Genomic DNA, 17,571 nt, shown 5'->3' with positions numbered 1-17,571 from the left:
ACTTCTGCCATGAGCTTCAACGAGGGCGCTCGCCTCGACACCAGCCAGGTCACCGGGGGCCGGGCCCGCGGCGGGGCCGTCATCGGCGGGGGTGTCGGCGGCATCGTCGTCCTGCTCATCGGTCTCTTCTTCGGCGTCGACCTGAGCAGCGTCACGGGAGGGTCGAGCAACCCGTTCGACACCAGCCAGGTCGCCGCCCAGGGCGAGGAGTCCACCGAGGACTTCAGCCAGTGCCGGACCGGCGCCGACGCCAACCGCGACGACACCTGCCGGATCATCGGCACCGTCAACAGCGTCCAGGACTACTGGAACGACGCCCTCCCCGCCGACGTCGGCCGTCAGTACCGAGCGGCGCAGACGGTCATCTACTCCGGGAGCACGCAGTCCGCGTGCGGCACCGCCTCGAACCAGACGGGGCCGTTCTACTGCCCGTCCGACGAGCGCGTCTACATGGACGCGACCTTCTTCGAGCTGCTCTCGAGCCGCTTCGGGGCCGACGACGGCGCGCTGGCGCAGGAGTACGTGGTGGCGCACGAGTACGGCCACCACGTGCAGCACGTCCTCGGCCTGCTCGGACGCGCGCAGGAGGGCAGCGGCGCGACCGGTGGCGGGGTGCGGGTCGAGCTCATGGCCGACTGCCTCGCCGGGGTGTGGGCCCACCACGCCGCGACCACCGAGGACGCGGACGGCAACACCCTGCTGAAGCCACTCACGCAGGCCGACGTCCGGTCGGCGCTGTCGGCCGCTGCCGCCGTCGGTGACGACCACATCCAGCAGTCCTCGGGCGCCACGGTGAACCCCGACTCCTGGACGCACGGCTCGAGCGAGCAGCGCCAGCGCTGGTTCCTGCGGGGCTACGAGGGCGGTACCGCCAACCAGTGCGACACCTTCGCCACCGACGACCTGTGACCGCGGCGCACACCCCGGGCCGCTCGCGCATCCGGGCCGAGGTCTGGCTGGTCCTGGGGCTGTCCCTCGGACAGTCCGCGGTGTACGCGGTGCTCAGCCTGGTGGCCGCCCTGACCCGCGGGCCGCTGCGCGACGCGACCGCCACCCTCAACTCCTCGCGCAGCGACCGCGAGTGGCTGGACGTGACCTACCAGCTGCTCGGGATCGGCTTCGCGCTCGTCCCCGTCGCGCTCGCACTCTTCCTGCTTGCCGGTGACGGCCCGGGCGTGCTGCGCAGGCTGGGGCTCACCGGCAGCAGCCGACGTCGCGTGGTGGCCGAGGGCATCGGCCTGACGGCCGTCATCGGGCTCCCCGGCATCGGGCTCTACCTGGCAGGACGTGCGCTGGGCGTCACCGCCGAGGTGCTCACCGTCCCCGAAAACGTGTACTGGTGGACGGCGATCGTGCTCGTCCTGGCCGCCTTCCAGAACGGCGTGCTGGAGGAGGTCGTCATGGTCGGCTACCTCTTCACCCGGCTCCGCCAGCTCGGCTGGGGCCCCTGGGCCGTCATCTGGACGAGCGCCGTGATCCGTGGCAGCTACCACCTCTACCAGGGCTTCGGCCAGGGCCTCGGCAACCTCGTCATGGGTCTGGTGTTCGGCTACTGGTACCACCGGACCCGCCGCCTCGCGCCCCTCGTGGTCGCCCACACACTGCTCGACGTGTTCGCCTTCGTCGGTGTCCTGCTGCTCGGCGACCGGCTGGGACTCCGTTGATGGGCGGGGGGATGAAGATCGAGGTCGCTCCCGGCCTGCCGATCGCGGACCGGGCCGACGACATCGCCCAGGCCCTGCGTGACCACCAGGTCGTGGTCGTCGCCGGGGAGACCGGGTCGGGCAAGACCACGCAGCTGCCGAAGATCGCGCGGCTCCTCGGCCGCGAACGCATCGTGCACACGCAGCCCCGACGGATCGCGGCCCGCTCGGTGGCGGCCCGCATCGCGCAAGAGTGCGAGGTCGAGCTGGGCCAGGAGGTGGGCTACGCCGTCCGGTTCGACGACCGCACGAGCGACGAGACGCAGATCCGGCTGGTCACGGACGGCCTGCTGCTGAGCGAGATCCACCACGACCGTGACCTGCGCCGCTACGACACCGTCATCGTCGACGAGGCCCACGAGCGCAGCCTCGCCATCGACTTCCTGCTGGGATACCTCAAGCAGCTGCTCCCCCGTCGTCCCGACCTGAAGGTCGTGGTCACCTCGGCGACGATCGACGTCGGTCGGTTCTCGGCGATGTTCGACGACGCACCGGTCGTCGAGGTCAGTGGCCGCACGTACCCGGTGGAGGTGCGGTACCGCCCCCTCACCGATCCCGACGACGGCATGCTCGACGGGATCACCGCGGCCATCTCCGAGCTCCCCCGCGAGGGCGACGTGCTGGTCTTCCTGTCCGGGGAGCGCGAGATCCGCGACGCCGCGGCGCACCTCGAGGGTCTGCGCTGGCGCCAGACGGAGATCCTGCCGCTCTACGGGCGGCTGGCGGCCCAGGACCAGGCCAAGATCTTCGCCTCGCACCCGGGGCGTCGCATCGTGCTGGCGACGAACGTCGCGGAGACGTCGCTGACGGTGCCGGGCATCCGCTACGTGGTCGACACCGGCTACGCCCGCATCTCCCGCTACAGCCAGCGGCTGAAGGTCCAGCGGCTGCCGATCGAGCCGGTATCGCGGGCCAGCGCGGCCCAGCGCGCCGGACGGTGCGGTCGTGTGGCGGACGGCATCTGCATCCGGCTCTACGCCGAGGACGACCACGACGGGCGGCCCGAGTACACCGACCCGGAGATCCTGCGCACCAACCTCGCATCCGTCCTGCTGCAGATGGCCGCCCTCGACCTCGGCGACGTCGAGGACTTCCCGTTCCTCGACCCGCCGGACCGCCGTGCCGTCGGGGACGGACGCGCGCTGCTGGCCGAGCTCGGCGCGCTGCAGGAGGGCCGGGACGGACGCCCGCGCCTGTCACGGCTCGGGCGGACGATGTCGCGCCTGCCGACCGACCCTCGCATGGCACGCATGCTCCTGGCCGCGGACCGCCAGGGCTGCCTCGCCGACGTGCTGGTGATCGTCGCCGGACTGTCCATCCAGGACCCGCGCGAGCGACCGGCCGAGCACCAGGCACGGGCCGACCAGCTGCACGCCCGCTTCCGCAGCCCCGACTCGGACTTCCTGTCCTGGCTCGTGCTCTGGGAGTACGTGCGCGAGCGACGTGACGAGCTCAGCAGCAGCGCGTTCCGGCGCCTGTGCCGCGACGAGCTGCTGCACTACCTGCGGATCCGCGAGTGGCAGGACGTGCACGCCCAGCTGCGCCGCACCGTCCGCGACCTCGGGATGAAGCCCGGGAAGGTGGGCGCCGACCCCGCCGACGTGCACCGTGCCCTGCTCACCGGCCTGCTGTCCCACGTGGGCGTGCGTCAGGAGGACTCCAAGGAGTTCCTCGGCGCACGCGGCGCACGCTTCATGGTGTTCCCTGGCTCCGCGCTCGCGCGCAAGCCTCCGCGCTGGGTGGTGGCCGGCGAGCTGGTCGAGACCGGACGTCTGTGGGGGCGCACCGTGGCCCGCGTCGAGCCGGAGTGGGTGGAGAAGGCCGCACCGCACCTGGTCAAGCGCCAGTACGCGGAGCCGCACTGGTCGGCACGCCGCGGTGCGGCCATGGCCAAGGAGCGGGTCACTCTCTACGGGATCCCGCTCGTCGTCGATCGGCTGGTCCCCCTCGGTCGCCACGACCCGGTCCTGGCGCGCGAGCTGTTCGTCCGGCACGCGCTGGTGCAGGGCGAGTGGCGCACGCATCACGGGTTCGTGAAGCGCAACGCCGAGCGCATCGAGGCCGCGGAGGCCGTCGAGGACCGCGTGCGGCGACGTGGGCTGCGGGTCGACGACGAGACCCTCTTCGCGTTCTACGACGAACGGGTCCCGGCCGACGTCGTCTCGGTGCGGCACTTCGACGCGTGGTGGAAGAAGACCTCGCGCGAGACCCCGGACCTGCTCGACCTCGACCCGGACTCGCTCCTGGCCGACGTCGGCGACCTGGAGCGGGACTTCCCCACCACGTGGACGTCGCAGTCGGCCGAGTACCAGGTGTCCTACGCCTTCGAGCCCGGCAGCGACACCGACGGCGTGATCGTCGACGTCCCGGTCGACGCGCTGCTGTCGGTGGACCCGGCCGAGTTCCTGTGGAACGTGCCCGGACACCGCGACGAGCTGGTGGTCGCGCTCGTCCGCTCGTTGCCGAAGCGTCTGCGCCGCGAGCTCGTGCCGGTCCCGGACCACGCCGCTGCGCTGGTCGAGGTGCTGGACCCCTCGGGTGGCCCGCTCCTGGAGCAGCTGGTGCGCGGCATCCGGCAGCGCACGGGCACCCTCGTCACGCCCGACGACTTCGACCTCTCAGCCGTCCCCGAGCACCTGCTGGTCACGTTCCGCGTGGTCGACGACGGCGCCGAGATCGCGCGGGGTCGTGACCTGGAGGCGCTGCGGGCCGAGCTGAGCGACGTCGTGCGTCGCGACCTCGAGCAGGTGGCCGCCGCGGCCGAGCGTACGGGCATCACGTCGTGGGACGTCGGCACGATCGAGCGCACCGTTCCCGCGGGCCAGGTGACTGGCTACCCCGCGCTGGTCGACGCCGGTGCCTCGGTGACTCTCACGGTGCTCGACACCGAGGCAGAGCAGCACGTGGCCATGGTGCGCGCCCAGGCACGGCTGCTGGCCCTGGGCACACCCACGACCACGCCGTCGCTCGGTCGCACCCTCGACCTTCGCCAGAAGCTGTTGCTCGCCTCCTCCCCGTACCGGGACGCCGCGGCCGTGCTCGACGACTGCCGCCTCGCGGCACTCGACGACCTGGTGACCCGGCACGGTGGCCCGGTGTGGGACGAGGCCGCGTTCGCGGCGCTGCGCGAGAAGGCCCGGTCCGAGGTGCACGACGCGACCGCCGCGGTGCTCCGCGACGTGCTGCGCGCCCTCGAGAAGCTCGCCCAGGTGCAGCCCCAGGGTCCGGGCGAGGCCGCGGAGGACGTGCGGGTGCAGGTCAGCTGGCTCGTCCACCCGGGGTTCGTCCGCGAGCTCGGGGTCGGCCAGGTGCGGCGTCTGCACGTCTACCTCGAGGCAGCACGGCGTCGGCTGGCCACTCCTGCGAACGAGCAGCTGCTGCGCGTGCAGGAGCTCGAGGCCGAGTTCCACGACCGGACCGACGGGCTCGGCGACCTGCGTCGGCACGCTGCCGACGTCGAGGAGGTGCGCTGGGCGCTCGAGGAGCTGCGCGTGAGCGTCGTGGCGCAGAACCTCGGGACGTCCCGGCCGGTCTCGGTCAAGCGGCTGCGGCGCATGCTCGACGACCTCGCCGTCTGACGACGACGCCCCGCGACCGAGGTGGTCGCGGGGCGTCGTGGTGGATCGGGTGGGGACGGGCGGTCAGCCGACGCCCATCAGGTCGATGACGAACACGAGGGTCTTGCCCGACAGGCGGTGGCCGCCACCGGCGGGACCATAGGCGAGCTCGGGCGGGCACACGAGCTGGCGGCGTCCGCCGACCTTCATGCCGGGGATGCCCTGCTGCCAGGCGCCGATGAGGCTCGTGAGCGGGAAGCGCGCGGACTGGCCGCGGTCCCAGGAGGCGTCGAACTGCTCACCGGTGTCGAACTCGACGCCGACGTAGTGCACGTCGACGACGCCGCCGGGCGTCGCCTCCGCGCCGTCGCCGACGACGATGTCCTTGATCTGCAGCTCGGTGGGCGCGGGGCCCTCGATGAAGTCCACTTCAGGCTTGGAGGTCATGCCGTCGATCCTCGCACACCGTGCCAGCGCCGCTGCGCGGTCCCGTGGGACGGTCAGTCCTCCACGCCGAGGGCGTCGTTGAGCCGGCCCAGGAGCTGTGCGAAGGTGCGCAGCTCGGTGGGCTCCCAGTGCTCCAAAGCGGCCGCGAGGCGGGCGTGGCTGTTCTCGCGGTAGGCGTCGACGCGGCGCGTGGCCTCCGGCGTCGCCTTCAGCACGTGGGCGCGCCCGTCCTCGGGGTGCGGCGTGCGGTCGACCAGCTGCATCGTCTCCAGCAGTCGGACCGCGCGGCTCACCGTCGACTTGTGCACGTGCAGCGAGTCCGCGAGCTCGGAGGCTCGCACCCCCTCGCCCTCGCCCGTGCCGGCGTCGACGACGGCGAGCAGCAGCACGAAGGTGCTGTAGTCGAGCTCCTCGTGGATCGAGGCCAGGTTGCGCAGCGAGCGCGCACGGACCTGCCGTACCAGCCGTGTCAGCTGGTAGTCGACGTCGAAGTCCGGCGGCAGCTCCCGATCCATGCGCACATCCTAGGTGGGGGTCCTACCGCGGCCTCCCCCGCACACGCCGAGGCCCCGTCACCGCGGTGACGGGGCCTCGGACCCGGGGACGTCGGGTCTCAGCGCAGCTGGGACGACGTGAGGTTCAGCAGTCGTCGAGCGACGATGAGCTGCTGGATCTGCTGCGTGCCCTCGAAGATGTCGAGGATCTTGGAGTCGCGTGACCACTTCTCGAGCAGCTCGGTCTCGCCGTAGCCCAGGGTGCCGGCGAGCTCGACGCAGCGCAGCGTGATCTCGTTGCCGACCCGACCGGCCTTGGCCTTGGACATGGAGGCCTCCATGGAGTTCGGCTTGCGGTTGTCCGCCAGCCAGGCCGCCTCGAGGGTCAGGAGCAGCGCCGCCTCGTAGTCGGCCTCCATCTGCAGGAAGGTCGCCGCCGCGTAGGACTGCGACGTCGCGGGACGGTCGTAGTCGACGACCACGCCCGCATCCTCGAGGAGCTCGCGGGTGAGCTCCAACGCGGCCCGCGTGACGCCGACGGCCATCCCGGCCACGAGCGGCCGGGTGTTGTCGAAGGTCGCCATCGCACCGGCGAAGCCCTGCTTGGTGTCGATCTCCTCGTTGCCGAGGATGTTCGCGGCCGGCACACGGCAGTTGTCGAGCACGATGACGGCCGTGTCGGACGCCCGGATGCCGAGCTTGTGCTCGAGACGCTCGACCCGGATGCCGGGCAGGGTCTTCGGCACCACGAAGCTCTTGATCGCCGCGCGACCGAGCTTGGGGTCGAGCGTGGCCCACACGACCACGGAGTCGGCCCGTTCGCCGGAGGTCACGTAGATCTTCTCGCCGTTGAGGACGTACTCGTCGCCGTCCTTGATCGCCGTGGTGCGGATGGCCGCGGAGTCCGATCCGCAGCCCGGCTCGGTGATCGCCATGGCCGCCCACGTGCCCTTGAACTTCTCGAGCTGCTCGTCGGTCGCGACGGAGGCGATGGCGGAGTTGCCCAGGCCCTGGCGCGGCATCGACAGCAGGAGTCCGACGTCGCCCCAGCACATCTCGATGACGGAGAGGACCGACGAGAGGTTGGTGCCGTTCTTGACGGCGTTCTTGCCCTTGCCCTTGATCTCCTCGTCCTCGGTGCGGCGGACGCCGGCCGCACCGGCGCCCTGGCCCTGGCCGGAGTCGCCCATGCCGTCGATCAGCGAGGCGAGCAGGTCGAGCTCCTTGGGGTAGGAGTGCTCGGCGAGGTCGTACTTGCGGGAGTTGGCGCGCAGGAAGTTGTCGGCGACCTCGTGGGCCTGCTGGACGAACCCGCGGAACTTCTTGGGGGTGTCGAGATTGATCATGATGTGGTCCGCCCTCAGACGAGGACTGCTCCTTCCAGGACTGCGACGGCCCGCAGGTCGCGGTACCACCGCTCCACCGGGTGCTCCTTGACGAAGCCGTGCCCACCGAGCAGCTGGACGCCGTCGGTGCCGATCTTCATGCCGTACTCGCTCGCCAGGCGACGGGCGAGGGCGATCTCGCGGGAGGCGTCGCGACCCTGCTCGGCGCGCGAGGCGGCCTTCAGCGTCACGAGGCGCATGCCCTCGAGCTCGATCGCGATGTTCGCCACCATGAAGGCGACGGCCTGACGGTGGGCGATCGGCTCGCCGAACGCCTCGCGGGTCTTCACGTACTCCTTGACGTAGTCGAGCACCGCGCGTCCGGTGCCGACGGCCAGGGCCGCCCACGCGAGGCGGGAGAGCCGGACGCACTCGCGGTAGTCGTCGGTCGAGCCGAGCAGCGCCGTCTCGGGGACCACGACGCCGTCGAGGCGCAGGCGGGTGAGCCCGGCCGCACGCAGACCCATGGAGGGGTCCGCGGCCAGCGAGATCCCGCTGGTGCCGGACTCCACGACGAACAGCCGCGGGCTGCCGTCGAGGACGGCCCCCACGACGAACAGCTCGGCCTCGGTGCCGCGCACCACGCCGGACTTGATGCCGTCGAGGCGGTAGCCGCCGTCGGTCGCGGTCGCCGTCGTCTGCAGCTCGAACGGGTCGAACAGCGTGCGCGCCTCGGCGATCGCGAGGGCGGCCGCCGGGACGTCGTCGCCGGTGAAGGCCGGCAGGTACGTCTGCTGCTGCTCGTCCGTGCCCCACAGGGAGATGGCCGTGGCGACGGAGGCGGGCGCGAGGCACGCGACGGCCTGGCCCATGTCGCCGTAGGCGAGCGCCTCGTTGACGAGCACGCCCGTGACGGCCGAGCGCTCTTCGGAGAGCCCGCCGAGGGACTCGGGGACGTTCAGCAGCGTGAGGCCGAACTCGGTGGTCTGGTCGAGCACCTCCTTCGGGGTGTCGTCGGCGTTCTCGGCGGCCTCGGCACCGGGGCGCAGGACCTCGGACGCGAACTCGCCGATGACGTCGACCATCATCTGCTGGTCCTCGGTGGGCGTCAGGTCGAACAGACCGCTGTCGCTCGTGGCGTCGAGGCGCTTCGGCTTGCCCGAGCCCTTGACCCGCTTGAACGTGCGGTTGGCGTTGGCCGCGACCTGGAAGCCGGACTTGGCGCCCTGGTAGACGGCGCGCTCGGTGGCCTTGCGCAGGCCGAGCTTGTCGATGGCCGGTGAGCTCGCGATGCGGTTGAGCACCGCAAGACCGATGCCCATGGGGTCTGGTCGGTTCGCCACGGGGTCTCCTTGACAGGGACGAAGGGTGGATCGGGTCGAGAGGGTTTCCCGCCCAGGACGGCTGGGGATGGTGCTGGTGGGGGTCGTGCCGGTGGTGCTGCGTCCGACCGTACTGTAACTGTGAGTTGCAGTACGACGTAGTGATCGTATCCGACGTCACAGGTCGGAGTCCACGCATCGGCGCCAGTGGGTCCGCGATACGTTGTGACGCGTGGCATCGCACCCCTCTTCCCGTCCACTTCCCGACGGCGGCACCGTCCTGCCGATCACCCGGTGGGGCACGCCGGTCATGCACCACGAGCTGAAGGACGTCACCGAGTTCGACGACGCCCTCGCCACGCTCGTGCGCGACATGACCGCGACCATGCACGCCGCGAACGGCGTCGGTCTCGCCGCCAACCAGGTGGGCGTCGACCTCAAGGTGTTCGTCTTCGACTGTCCGGACGACGACGACGTGCGCGTCACGGGCGTCGTGGTGAACCCGGTGCTCACGCTGCCCGCCACGGCGGACCGCAACCTCGACACCGCGGACGAGGGGTGTCTCTCGCTCCCGGGAGCCTTCACGGAGTGCTCGCGTCCCGACGTCGCGAGCGTGACCGGGTTCGACGAGACCGGCCGGCCGGTGGAGTTCCACGGCACCGGGCTGCTCGCCCGCTGCCTGCAGCACGAGACCGACCACCTGTTCGGCACGGTCTTCGGCGACCGTGTGCCGGCCAAGGCGCGCAAGAAGCTCCACAAGCGGCACGACGAGCTCGCCGAGGCCTACCCCGACGACTGGCCGGTCACCCCGGCGTCGATCGAGGAGGACTGACCGCTCCCTGTCGGTCCGTCACCGACCGCGCAGGTGCCAGCACGCCACGGCCACGGACGTCGCCACGTTCAGGCTGTCGATGCCGGCCGCCATCGGGATCGTCACGCGCACGTCGCTGCTGCGTTGCCAGTGCGCCGTCAGCCCCGGGCCCTCGGAGCCCACGACGAGCGCGAGCCGTTCGGGCACCTCGTGCACGTCCTCGAGCGAGACCGCGTCGTCGGCGAGCGTCATGGCGTAGGTCGTGAAGCCGTGCTCGGCGAGCAGGGCCGGCGTGGCGTACCAGTCGTCCGCACGGGCGTGGGGCACCGAGAACACCGCACCCATGGCCACCTTCACGGCGCGTCGGTAGAACGGGTCCGCGCACCGCGGCGAGAGCAGCACGGCGTCGAAGCCGAGAGCGGCCGCGACCCGGAAGACCGCTCCGACGTTGGTGTGGTCGACGAGGTCCTCCAGCACCACGACGCGGTGGGCGGCGGCCAGCACGACCTCGGGCGAGAGGGGTGCGGGTCGACGGATCGCGGCCAGGGCCCCGCGGTGCACGTGGAAGCCCGTGACCTGCTCGATCCGCTTCTCGTCCATGACGAAGCACGGCGCGTCGCTCGCGTCGAGCACGTCGGCGAGACCATCGAGCCAGCGTGGTGCCATGAGGAACGACGCGGCCTCGTGCCCGGCCTCGTGGGCTCGGCGCACGACCTTCTCCCCCTCCGCGAGGTAGATGCCGTGCTCGCTCTCGTGCGCCAGCCGCATCTGCACGTCCCGCAGGTCCAGGTAGTCGCCGAGACGGGGGTCGTCGAGGTCCTCGACGTGCTCGATCCTGGCCACCGCACCACCCTAGGCCGTGCGCCCCGCCCCGATCGCCCCGCACGACCGCCCTGCACGACCGGGGGGTCGTCGCTAGCGTGGAGGCATGAGCCTCGAACGCCCCGTCACCCCCGACCCCTACCCGCTGCTCCCGGCCGCCGCGCCCTTCACCGTCACCAGCGACGACGTGACCGACGGCGCCCCGCTGAAGGACGACCAGGTCAACGCGCACGGCGACACCTCGCCCCAGCTCTCGTGGAGCGGTGCGCCCGAGGGCACGCAGTCCTTCGTCGTCACGTGCTTCGACCCCGACGCGCCGATCGTCTCGGGCTTCTGGCACTGGACGGTCGTCGACGTCCCCGCCGACGTCAAGTCGCTGCCTGCCGGCGCCGGCGCCGACGACGCCTCGCTCCCGGAGGGCGCCTTCCACGTGCGCAACGACGGCGGGACCAAGGCCTTCATGGGTGCGGCCCCGCCCGAGGGTGACCAGCCGCACCGCTACTACTTCGTGGTGCACGCGGTGGGTGAGCCGACTCTGGGCGTCGACGGCGACGCCTCCCCCGCCGTCGTCGGCTTCAACCTGGCCTTCAAGACGCTTGGTCGCGCCATCCTGCACGGCACGTACCAGCACTGACACCGACGACGACGGCCCCGGAGCGAGGTGCTCCGGGGCCGTCGTCGTGCTGCGTGTCCGTCAGGACGTCGGGGTGGGGGGATCCGCCGGGGGCTCGTCGCCACCGAACGTCGGGACGTCGGGCTCCTTGGACGGGCTGACGCCGGGCTTCTCGGCCGCCCGTGCGGCCTCGAGTGCCGCCTGGACGGCCGCCTCGGTGCCCGAGGACGAGGTCCCCGTCTCGATCGGCTCGTCGAGGTCGACCCGCTTCTTGCTGCCGCCGCCGTCGACGGGCACGGTGCCGACCGTCCCGCCGAGGGTGCCGAGCGCCTTGGTGAGCTCGGCCGGGATGATCCAGGTGGAGGCGTTCTCGCCACTCGCGATCTTCGGCAGGGTCTGCAGGTACTGGTACGAGAGCAGCTTCTGGTCGGGGTTGCCGTCGTGGATCGCCTGGAAGACGGTCTCGATGGCCCGGCCCTCGCCCTGCGCGGTGAGGATGGCCGCCTGCTTCTCGCCCTCGGCCGAGAGGATCGAGGCCTGCTTCTGGCCCTCGGCCGTGAGGATGGCGGCCTGCTTCTGGCCCTCGGCCGACAGGATCCGGCTCTGGCGGTCACCCTCGGCGGTCAGGATCGCGGCGCGCTTGTCACGCTCGGCGCGCATCTGCTTCTCCATGGCGTCGATGATCGACGGCGGCGGGTCGATGCCCTTGAGCTCCACGCGGTTCACGCGGATGCCCCACTTGCCGGTGGCGCCGTCGAGCTCGCCGCGCAGGCCGGAGTTGATCTGGTCGCGGCTCGTCAGGGCGTGCTCCAGGCTCATGCCACCGATGATGTTGCGCAGCGTGGTCATGGTCAGCTGCTCGATGGCCTGGATGTAGTGGGCGATCTCGTAGGTCGCGGCCACCGGGTCGGTGACCTGGAAGTAGATGACGGTGTCGATCGAGACCGTCAGGTTGTCCTCGGTGATGACCGGCTGCGGCGGGAACGACACGACCTGCTCACGCAGGTCGATCATGTAGCGCACCTTGTCGATGAAGGGCATGACGATGTTGAGGCCGGCCGTCAGGGTGGTGCGGTACTTGCCGAACCGCTCCACGATGCCGGCTCGGGCCTGCGGGACGATCTTGACCGTCATCGACACGACGACGACGGCGAGGATCGCCAGCAGGACCAGGAAGATGGTCAAGGCGGTCATGCGGTGGGCTCCTTCGAGGTGATGACGGCGGTGGCACCGTCGATGCTGGTCACGACGACCTCGGCGCCCGGCTCGAGCTCCCGGTCGTCGGTGGTGCGGGCCGACCACACCTCGCTGGCGAGGGTGATGCGACCGCCGAACGGGCCGACCGGCTCGAGCACGACGCCGGTGCGGCCCACGAGGGCGTGATGGCCCGTGGTCAGGGTGGGCCCGGCGTGCAGACGTGCGACGATCGGCGGCCGGGCCAGGAAGAGCAGCCCGACGGACACGACACCGAACAGCAGCATGGCCACCCAGAAGGGCGCCCCCACCGCTGCGGCGACGGCTGCGGCCAGCGCGCCGAGGGCGAACATCAGCAGGACGAGGTCGAGGCTGAGCAGCTCGGCCACGGCGAGCAGCACCGCGATCCCGACCCAGGTCACCCAGGCGTTGTCCGTCATCCACTCGATCATCGGTGCCCTCCTGTCGTCGGGGCGGCCCGTCGATCCTGGACCTGGCCCCCCACCGGGTGCGTCACGCTACCAGTCGGATCGCCGTGCAATCACCGCAACGCACGGCGCCCGTACTGGGCGCGACGCGCGGCGTACCGGCCGTCGACGTGGTCGAGCTCGAGGCGCATGCCGAAGGTGTGTCCGAGGGACTCGGCAGTGAGGACCTGCTCGAGCGGGCCGGCGTCGACGATCCTGCCGTCGCGCAGCAGCAGCACGTGCGTGAAGCCCTGCGGGATCTCCTCCACGTGGTGGGACACCATGACGAGCACGGGCGCGCCCTCGGTCGAGGAGAGCAGGTCCAGGCTCGCCAGCAGGTCCTCGCGCGCTCCGAGGTCCAGGCCCGCGCCCGGCTCGTCGAGCAGGAGCAGCTCGGGGTCGGTCATGAGCGCGCGGGCGATCAACGTGCGCTTGCGCTCACCCTCCGACAACGTGCCGAAGGTGCGGTCGGCGAGCCGGGTGATGCCGAGCTCGCCCATGATCTGGTGCGCGCGGGTCAGGTCGTCCTCGTCGTAGGACTCGTTCCACCGGCCGGTGACCGCGTGCGCGGCGGACACCACGACGTCCTCGACGCGCTCGGCGGGAGGAATGCGGTCGGCGATCGCCGTGGCGCTGTGCCCGATGCGGGTCCGCAGGTCGAACACGTCGGTCTGGCCGAGACGCTGCCCGAGGATCTCCGCGGTGCCGGAGGTGGGGTGCAGGTGGGCGCCGACGACCTGCAGGAGCGTGCTCTTGCCCGCCCCGTTGGGGCCCAGGACGACCCAGCGCTCGTCCTCGCCCACCGTCCAGGACACGTCGTCGAGCAGGACCTTGCCAGGCCTCACCACGCTCACCGAGTCGAGCTGGAACGCGGTGGCCATGAGTGGGTCTCCTGCACTGTTCTCGCCGGCGGTCGGCCGCGGCCGTTCGTCCTCGGCCGCGATGCGTCCAACCTATCGCGACGTCCCATGCGCCGAGGCGGCGGCCGGACGATAGCCTCGTGCTCGATGACGCCCCATGTGCCAGCCGTGCACCTGACCTCGCCGACCTTGCTCGTGACGCTCACCGGCCCCGACCGCAGCGGCGTCTCGACCCGGCTCTTCGCGTGCCTGGAGCCGTTCGACGTCGAGGTCGTCGACGTCGAGCAGCTGGTCGTGCGAGGACGCCTGGTGCTGAGCGTCCTCGTCTCGTTGGCGAGCGAGGCGGCAGGGAACGAGCCAGTGGAGCAGGACCCCGCACCCATGGAGCGGTCCTTGCGTGAGGTGGCCGCCGAGCTCGGCATGGACGTCGAGCTCGAGCACGGGGTGGGTGACAACCGCCCGCGCCGCGTCGGGCGAAGCCAGGTGACGGTGCTCGGCCACCCGCTGCGGCCGGCTGCCATGACGGCCCTGACCAGCCGGATCAAGGCCGCCGACGGGAACATCGACCGCATCCTGCGCCTCGCCCGCTACCCGGTGACCGCCCTGCGGCTCGAGGTCTCGGGCGCCGACCCCGACGTGCTGCAGGCCGACCTGGCGGCCGCTGCGTACGAGCACGGCGTCGACATCGCGGTCGAGGAGCGCGGGATCCTGCGCCATGCCCAACGGCTGGTCGTCATGGACGTGGACTCCACGCTGATCCAGGGCGAGGTCATCGAGATGCTGGCCGAGCACGCGGGGTGCGCCGACGAGGTCGCCGCCGTCACCGAGTCGGCCATGCGCGGCGAGATCGACTTCGAGGAGTCGCTGCGTCAGCGCGTCGCGCGTCTGGAGGGCGTGCCCGCCTCGGCTCTCGAGGAGGTCCACGCCGCGCTCACCTACACGCCGGGCGCGCGCACGATGATCCGGAGCCTCAAGCGACTGGGCTACCGCTTCGCCCTCGTGAGCGGCGGCTTCACGCAGATCATCGAGTGGATCGCCGCGGACCTCGGCATCGACTACGTGGCGGCCAACGAGCTCGAGATCGTCGACGGGCGCCTCACCGGCCGGGTCGTCGGCCGGGTGGTCGACCGCGCCGGGAAGGCCGAGGCACTGCGACGCTTCGCCGCGGAGGCGCGGATCGGCATCAAGAACACCGTCGCCGTGGGCGACGGCGCCAACGACCTCGACATGCTGGCGGCCGCGGGCCTCGGCATCGCGTTCAACGCCAAGCCCGTCGTGCGTGACCAGGCACGCACGTCGGTCAACTCGCCGTACCTCGACTCCATCGTCTACCTGCTCGGCATCACGCGCGAGGAGGTCGAGGCCGCCGACGCGGACGAGGACCACGCCGACGGCTCCTGAAGGGTCTCGGACCTTACTCGTCGTCCTCGAGCCGGAACCCGATCTTCATCGTCACCTGGTAGTGGGAGACGGACGTGTCGGTGATCTGGCCGCGGATGCCCTCGACCTCGAACCAGTCGAGGTGGCGCAGCGTCCTTCCGGCCCGCTCGATGCCGTTCTCGATGGCCTCGGTGACGCCGTCCGGGGAGGTGCCGACGATCTCGGTCACGCGGTAGGTGCGGTTGCTCATGGGGACATCATGCCTGCCCGGCGGGACGACCGGGACCGACGTACGCTGGAGGAGTGAACCAGACACCGTCGGACTCCTCGTCAGCAGGCCCAGGACAGCGCCGCGGTGATGCTGCCCAGCGCCGCGACGAGGCGGCCGAGCGCCGCGGTGAGCAGGTCTACTCCATCACGTCGGCGAGCACGGGCCACAGCGACGAGCTCGGCGCACGCGAGCTGCGGTACGCGCTGAGCATGGGCTTCCGCACGCTGTGCTTCATCGGCGGCGTCCTGGTCTGGAACCACGTGCTGTGGCTCGGCGTCCTGCTGTTCGTCGGTGCGGTCTTCCTGCCGTACACCTCGGTCATCCTCGCCAACGCCGGTGTGCGCAGCAAGGCCGACGGGAGCGACCTGATGAAGCCGTCCCCGTTCGGCGAGATCGGCGACGGCGCCCCGCGTGAGTGAGGAGCTGATCTGCTCGTCCAAGGGATGCACGGCCGCAGCGGTGCACCGGATCGAGTGGAACAACCCGAAGATCCACACGCCGGACCGGCGCAAGACCTGGTTGGCGTGCGACGAGCACGAGCCGACGCTGAGGTCGTTCCTGTCGGCGCGCGACTTCTACCGCGACACGCTGCCGCTGCAGGACGACGTCACCCCCGGGTGACCCGCTGCACGTCGCCTAGGGTCGGAGCATGCGTCCGCTCCCCCACCGTGCCGCGGCCCTGCTGCTGATCGCCGCCCTCGCCGCCGGGTGCGGCGGCGACGACGATCCCGCAGCCGCGCCGACGTCGCCTGTCACGTCGTCCGCCGCTCCGTCGCAGACCTCGAGCCCCGGAGCGGGAGAGCCGCTGGGCTCCCCGGTCGTTCCCGAGGGGCAGGACCCGCAGGACTTCCGCGCCGAGGTTGCACTGGACGACGGCGCGCGGGTGGCCGCCTACCTGGTCGCCGGGACCGGTCTGGTGGTCCAGGTGCGGCCCGCCGGCCAGGACGACTGGAGCGCACCGGCCACGCTCGTCGAGTCGTCCGAGGACCCGTGCCAGGGCGTCGAGCTGCAGCAGGCCGGCGGCACGGTGGCCCTGACCGCCGGGTTCGGCCTCTACTGCTACGACGGCGAGCCCCCGCAGCAGGTCGTGGCCGCGGCGCTCGCGGGCGTCACCGACGTGTGGGACGTGCGCACGATCGACGACGTCGACGACTTCGAGTCGGTGACGGTGGCCGGCGACGGCAGCCGCGTCGACTTCGACGGGTCGGGCGGCACGATCACCTGGACGAAGGGCCGCGGCTTCGACTGAGTCGTCCGATCCCTGGTCGCTCGTGCTGCTTCAGCCGCCGATCGACGACATCGGTCGCGTCGGCTGCAGGAAGGTCGGGTCGTCGATCCCGTGCCCGGGCCGCTTGCCCCACATGGCCTCCGACCACCGCCGCGCCAGCTCCTCGTCGTCGGCGCCGTCGCGCAGCGGGCCCCGCAGGTCCGACTCCTCGCGGGCGAACAGGCAGGTGCGCACCTGGCCGTCGGCCGTGAGCCGCACGCGGTTGCACTCCGAGCAGAACGGCCTGGTGACCGAGCCGATGATGCCGACCGTGTGAGGGCCGCCGTCGACGAGGAAGCGCTCCGCCGGAGCGCTCCCGCGTCCGTCGAGCGGCGTGAGCGTGACGTGCTCGGACAGTCGTGTGAGGATCTCGTCGGCCGTGATCATCCGGCTGCGGTCCCAGCCGTGCTGGGCGTCCAGCGGCATCTGCTCGATGAAGCGCAGGTGGTAGTCCCGCTCCATGGCCCAGCGGAGCAGCTCGGGACCCTCGTCCTCGTTGAGGCCCCGCAGCAGCACGGCGTTGATCTTGACCGGTGCGAGACCGGCCTCGGCCGCGGCCTCCAGGCCGGCCACCACGTCGCGGAACCGGTCGCGCAGGGTGATCTTCGAGAACATCTCGGGGTCGGTGGTGTCGAGGCTGACGTTGACCCGGTCGAGCCCGGCGGCGGCCAGGGCCTTCGCCGTGCGGGTCAGGCCGAGGGCGTTCGTCGTGATCGCGGTGCGCGGCGAGCCGGGCATGGCCTTGGTGGCGGCGATGATCGAGGCGAGGCCGCGTCGCAGCAGCGGCTCGCCGCCGGTGAAGCGCACGTCGGTGACGCCGAGCCTGGTCACCGCGACGTGGATGAGGCGCACGACCTCGTCGTCGGTGAGCACCTCCGCGGTGGGCATCCAGTCGAGCCCCTCGGCCGGCATGCAGTACTGGCAGCGCAGGTTGCACCGGTCGGTGAGCGAGACGCGCAGGTCCGTGGCCACACGTCCGTGCCGATCACCGAGGTCCATCGCTCCATCCTAGGGTTCGCAGCCCAGCCCTGCCGGTGG

The 17,571-nt window shown here is 71.5% G+C and carries 19 protein-coding genes; 9 read left to right on the top strand and 10 right to left on the bottom strand.

Translation table 11 applies throughout. The annotated features are described in order from the left end of the window. Positions 1-9: 9 nt before the first annotated feature. The 3 genes from ASF35_RS12880 to hrpA are packed head-to-tail and all read left to right on the top strand — an operon-like array spanning position 10 to position 5,281. On the top strand, positions 10-909 hold the full coding sequence (locus tag ASF35_RS12880; protein WP_055968133.1) for a neutral zinc metallopeptidase: 900 nt from the start codon (positions 10-12) through the stop codon (positions 907-909). Further along, a complete protein-coding gene (locus ASF35_RS12875) occupies positions 906-1,664 on the top strand; it encodes a CPBP family intramembrane glutamic endopeptidase (RefSeq protein WP_055968129.1) in 759 nt (252 codons plus the stop codon). The genes ASF35_RS12880 and ASF35_RS12875 overlap by 4 nt, the downstream gene beginning before the upstream one ends. Positions 1,665-1,675: 11 nt before the next feature. Next, positions 1,676-5,281: an ATP-dependent RNA helicase HrpA gene (hrpA, locus tag ASF35_RS12870; protein ID WP_055968126.1), complete on the top strand. Its 3,606-nt coding sequence runs from the start codon at positions 1,676-1,678 to the stop codon at positions 5,279-5,281. A gap of 63 nt (positions 5,282-5,344) precedes the next feature. On the opposite strand, the gene ASF35_RS12865 is transcribed toward hrpA, so the two are convergent. The 4 genes from ASF35_RS12865 to ASF35_RS12850 all read right to left on the bottom strand — a co-directional run bounded on the left by ASF35_RS12865 (position 5,345) and on the right by ASF35_RS12850 (position 8,869). Continuing rightward, the gene (locus tag ASF35_RS12865) at positions 5,345-5,707 is read right to left on the bottom strand and encodes an FKBP-type peptidyl-prolyl cis-trans isomerase (protein ID WP_055968123.1); all 363 of its coding nucleotides are present in this window, start codon (positions 5,705-5,707) and stop codon (positions 5,345-5,347) included. A 53-nt stretch (positions 5,708-5,760) separates the two neighbouring features. Beyond that, positions 5,761-6,222: a MarR family winged helix-turn-helix transcriptional regulator gene (locus tag ASF35_RS12860; RefSeq protein ID WP_055968120.1), complete on the bottom strand. Its 462-nt coding sequence runs from the start codon at positions 6,220-6,222 to the stop codon at positions 5,761-5,763. Positions 6,223-6,320: 98 nt separating this feature from the next. Then, positions 6,321-7,547, bottom strand: a complete 1,227-nt coding sequence (locus tag ASF35_RS12855) for an acyl-CoA dehydrogenase family protein (RefSeq protein ID WP_055968117.1) — start codon at positions 7,545-7,547, stop codon at positions 6,321-6,323. 14 nt (positions 7,548-7,561) lie between these two features. Then, positions 7,562-8,869, bottom strand: a complete 1,308-nt coding sequence (locus ASF35_RS12850) for an acyl-CoA dehydrogenase family protein (RefSeq protein WP_235492964.1) — start codon at positions 8,867-8,869, stop codon at positions 7,562-7,564. Positions 8,870-9,080: 211 nt separating this feature from the next. Here ASF35_RS12850 and def point away from each other — a divergent pair, with 211 nt between their 5' ends. Further along, on the top strand, positions 9,081-9,680 hold the full coding sequence (gene def / locus ASF35_RS12845) for a peptide deformylase (protein ID WP_055968109.1): 600 nt from the start codon (positions 9,081-9,083) through the stop codon (positions 9,678-9,680). Positions 9,681-9,698: 18 nt separating this feature from the next. Here the strand turns inward: def and ASF35_RS12840 are convergent, their stop codons facing one another. Continuing rightward, positions 9,699-10,502 (bottom strand): RNA methyltransferase, encoded by an 804-nt coding sequence (locus ASF35_RS12840; RefSeq protein ID WP_055968106.1) that lies wholly within the window; start codon positions 10,500-10,502, stop codon positions 9,699-9,701. 85 nt (positions 10,503-10,587) lie between these two features. Here ASF35_RS12840 and ASF35_RS12835 point away from each other — a divergent pair, with 85 nt between their 5' ends. Continuing rightward, positions 10,588-11,115 carry a YbhB/YbcL family Raf kinase inhibitor-like protein gene (locus tag ASF35_RS12835; protein ID WP_055968105.1) on the top strand — a complete coding sequence of 176 codons (528 nt, stop codon included), beginning with the start codon at positions 10,588-10,590 and terminating at the stop codon, positions 11,113-11,115. A gap of 60 nt (positions 11,116-11,175) precedes the next feature. Here the strand turns inward: ASF35_RS12835 and ASF35_RS12830 are convergent, their stop codons facing one another. The 3 genes from ASF35_RS12830 to ASF35_RS12820 form a co-directional block, all read right to left on the bottom strand. Beyond that, positions 11,176-12,288: an SPFH domain-containing protein gene (locus ASF35_RS12830; protein WP_055968102.1), complete on the bottom strand. Its 1,113-nt coding sequence runs from the start codon at positions 12,286-12,288 to the stop codon at positions 11,176-11,178. Then, on the bottom strand, positions 12,285-12,740 hold the full coding sequence (locus ASF35_RS12825; RefSeq protein WP_235492963.1) for an NfeD family protein: 456 nt from the start codon (positions 12,738-12,740) through the stop codon (positions 12,285-12,287). Before ASF35_RS12825 ends, ASF35_RS12830 begins: the two co-directional genes overlap by 4 nt. A gap of 89 nt (positions 12,741-12,829) precedes the next feature. Next, positions 12,830-13,636: an ABC transporter ATP-binding protein gene (locus ASF35_RS12820; RefSeq protein WP_055968099.1), complete on the bottom strand. Its 807-nt coding sequence runs from the start codon at positions 13,634-13,636 to the stop codon at positions 12,830-12,832. A 126-nt stretch (positions 13,637-13,762) separates the two neighbouring features. Here ASF35_RS12820 and serB point away from each other — a divergent pair, with 126 nt between their 5' ends. Then, the gene (gene serB / locus ASF35_RS12815) at positions 13,763-15,016 is read left to right on the top strand and encodes a phosphoserine phosphatase SerB (RefSeq protein WP_055968095.1); all 1,254 of its coding nucleotides are present in this window, start codon (positions 13,763-13,765) and stop codon (positions 15,014-15,016) included. Positions 15,017-15,029: 13 nt separating this feature from the next. Here serB and ASF35_RS12810 read toward each other — a convergent pair whose 3' ends face one another. Beyond that, positions 15,030-15,245 (bottom strand): dodecin, encoded by a 216-nt coding sequence (locus ASF35_RS12810; RefSeq protein WP_055968093.1) that lies wholly within the window; start codon positions 15,243-15,245, stop codon positions 15,030-15,032. A 53-nt stretch (positions 15,246-15,298) separates the two neighbouring features. On the opposite strand from ASF35_RS12810, the gene ASF35_RS12805 reads away from it, so the two are divergent. Genes ASF35_RS12805 through ASF35_RS12795 form a run of 3 tightly spaced genes read left to right on the top strand, consistent with a single transcriptional unit; the run spans position 15,299 to position 16,515 of the window. After that, on the top strand, positions 15,299-15,685 hold the full coding sequence (locus ASF35_RS12805; protein WP_055968090.1) for a DUF3099 domain-containing protein: 387 nt from the start codon (positions 15,299-15,301) through the stop codon (positions 15,683-15,685). Continuing rightward, on the top strand, positions 15,678-15,887 hold the full coding sequence (locus tag ASF35_RS12800; RefSeq protein ID WP_055968088.1) for a hypothetical protein: 210 nt from the start codon (positions 15,678-15,680) through the stop codon (positions 15,885-15,887). The genes ASF35_RS12805 and ASF35_RS12800 overlap by 8 nt, the downstream gene beginning before the upstream one ends. 28 nt (positions 15,888-15,915) lie before the next feature. Continuing rightward, positions 15,916-16,515 (top strand): hypothetical protein, encoded by a 600-nt coding sequence (locus ASF35_RS12795; RefSeq protein WP_055968086.1) that lies wholly within the window; start codon positions 15,916-15,918, stop codon positions 16,513-16,515. A gap of 30 nt (positions 16,516-16,545) precedes the next feature. Here the strand turns inward: ASF35_RS12795 and moaA are convergent, their stop codons facing one another. After that, on the bottom strand, positions 16,546-17,532 hold the full coding sequence (gene moaA / locus ASF35_RS12790; RefSeq protein ID WP_055968082.1) for a GTP 3',8-cyclase MoaA: 987 nt from the start codon (positions 17,530-17,532) through the stop codon (positions 16,546-16,548). Between the last annotated feature and the right edge of the window lie 39 nt (positions 17,533-17,571).

The sequence above is a fragment of the Aeromicrobium sp. Leaf291 genome (assembly GCF_001423365.1).
Classification (GTDB): Bacteria; Actinomycetota; Actinomycetes; order Propionibacteriales; family Nocardioidaceae; genus Aeromicrobium.
The sequence above is the reverse complement of the archived record's forward strand: the minus strand, read 5'-3'. Positions and strand labels throughout refer to the sequence as shown.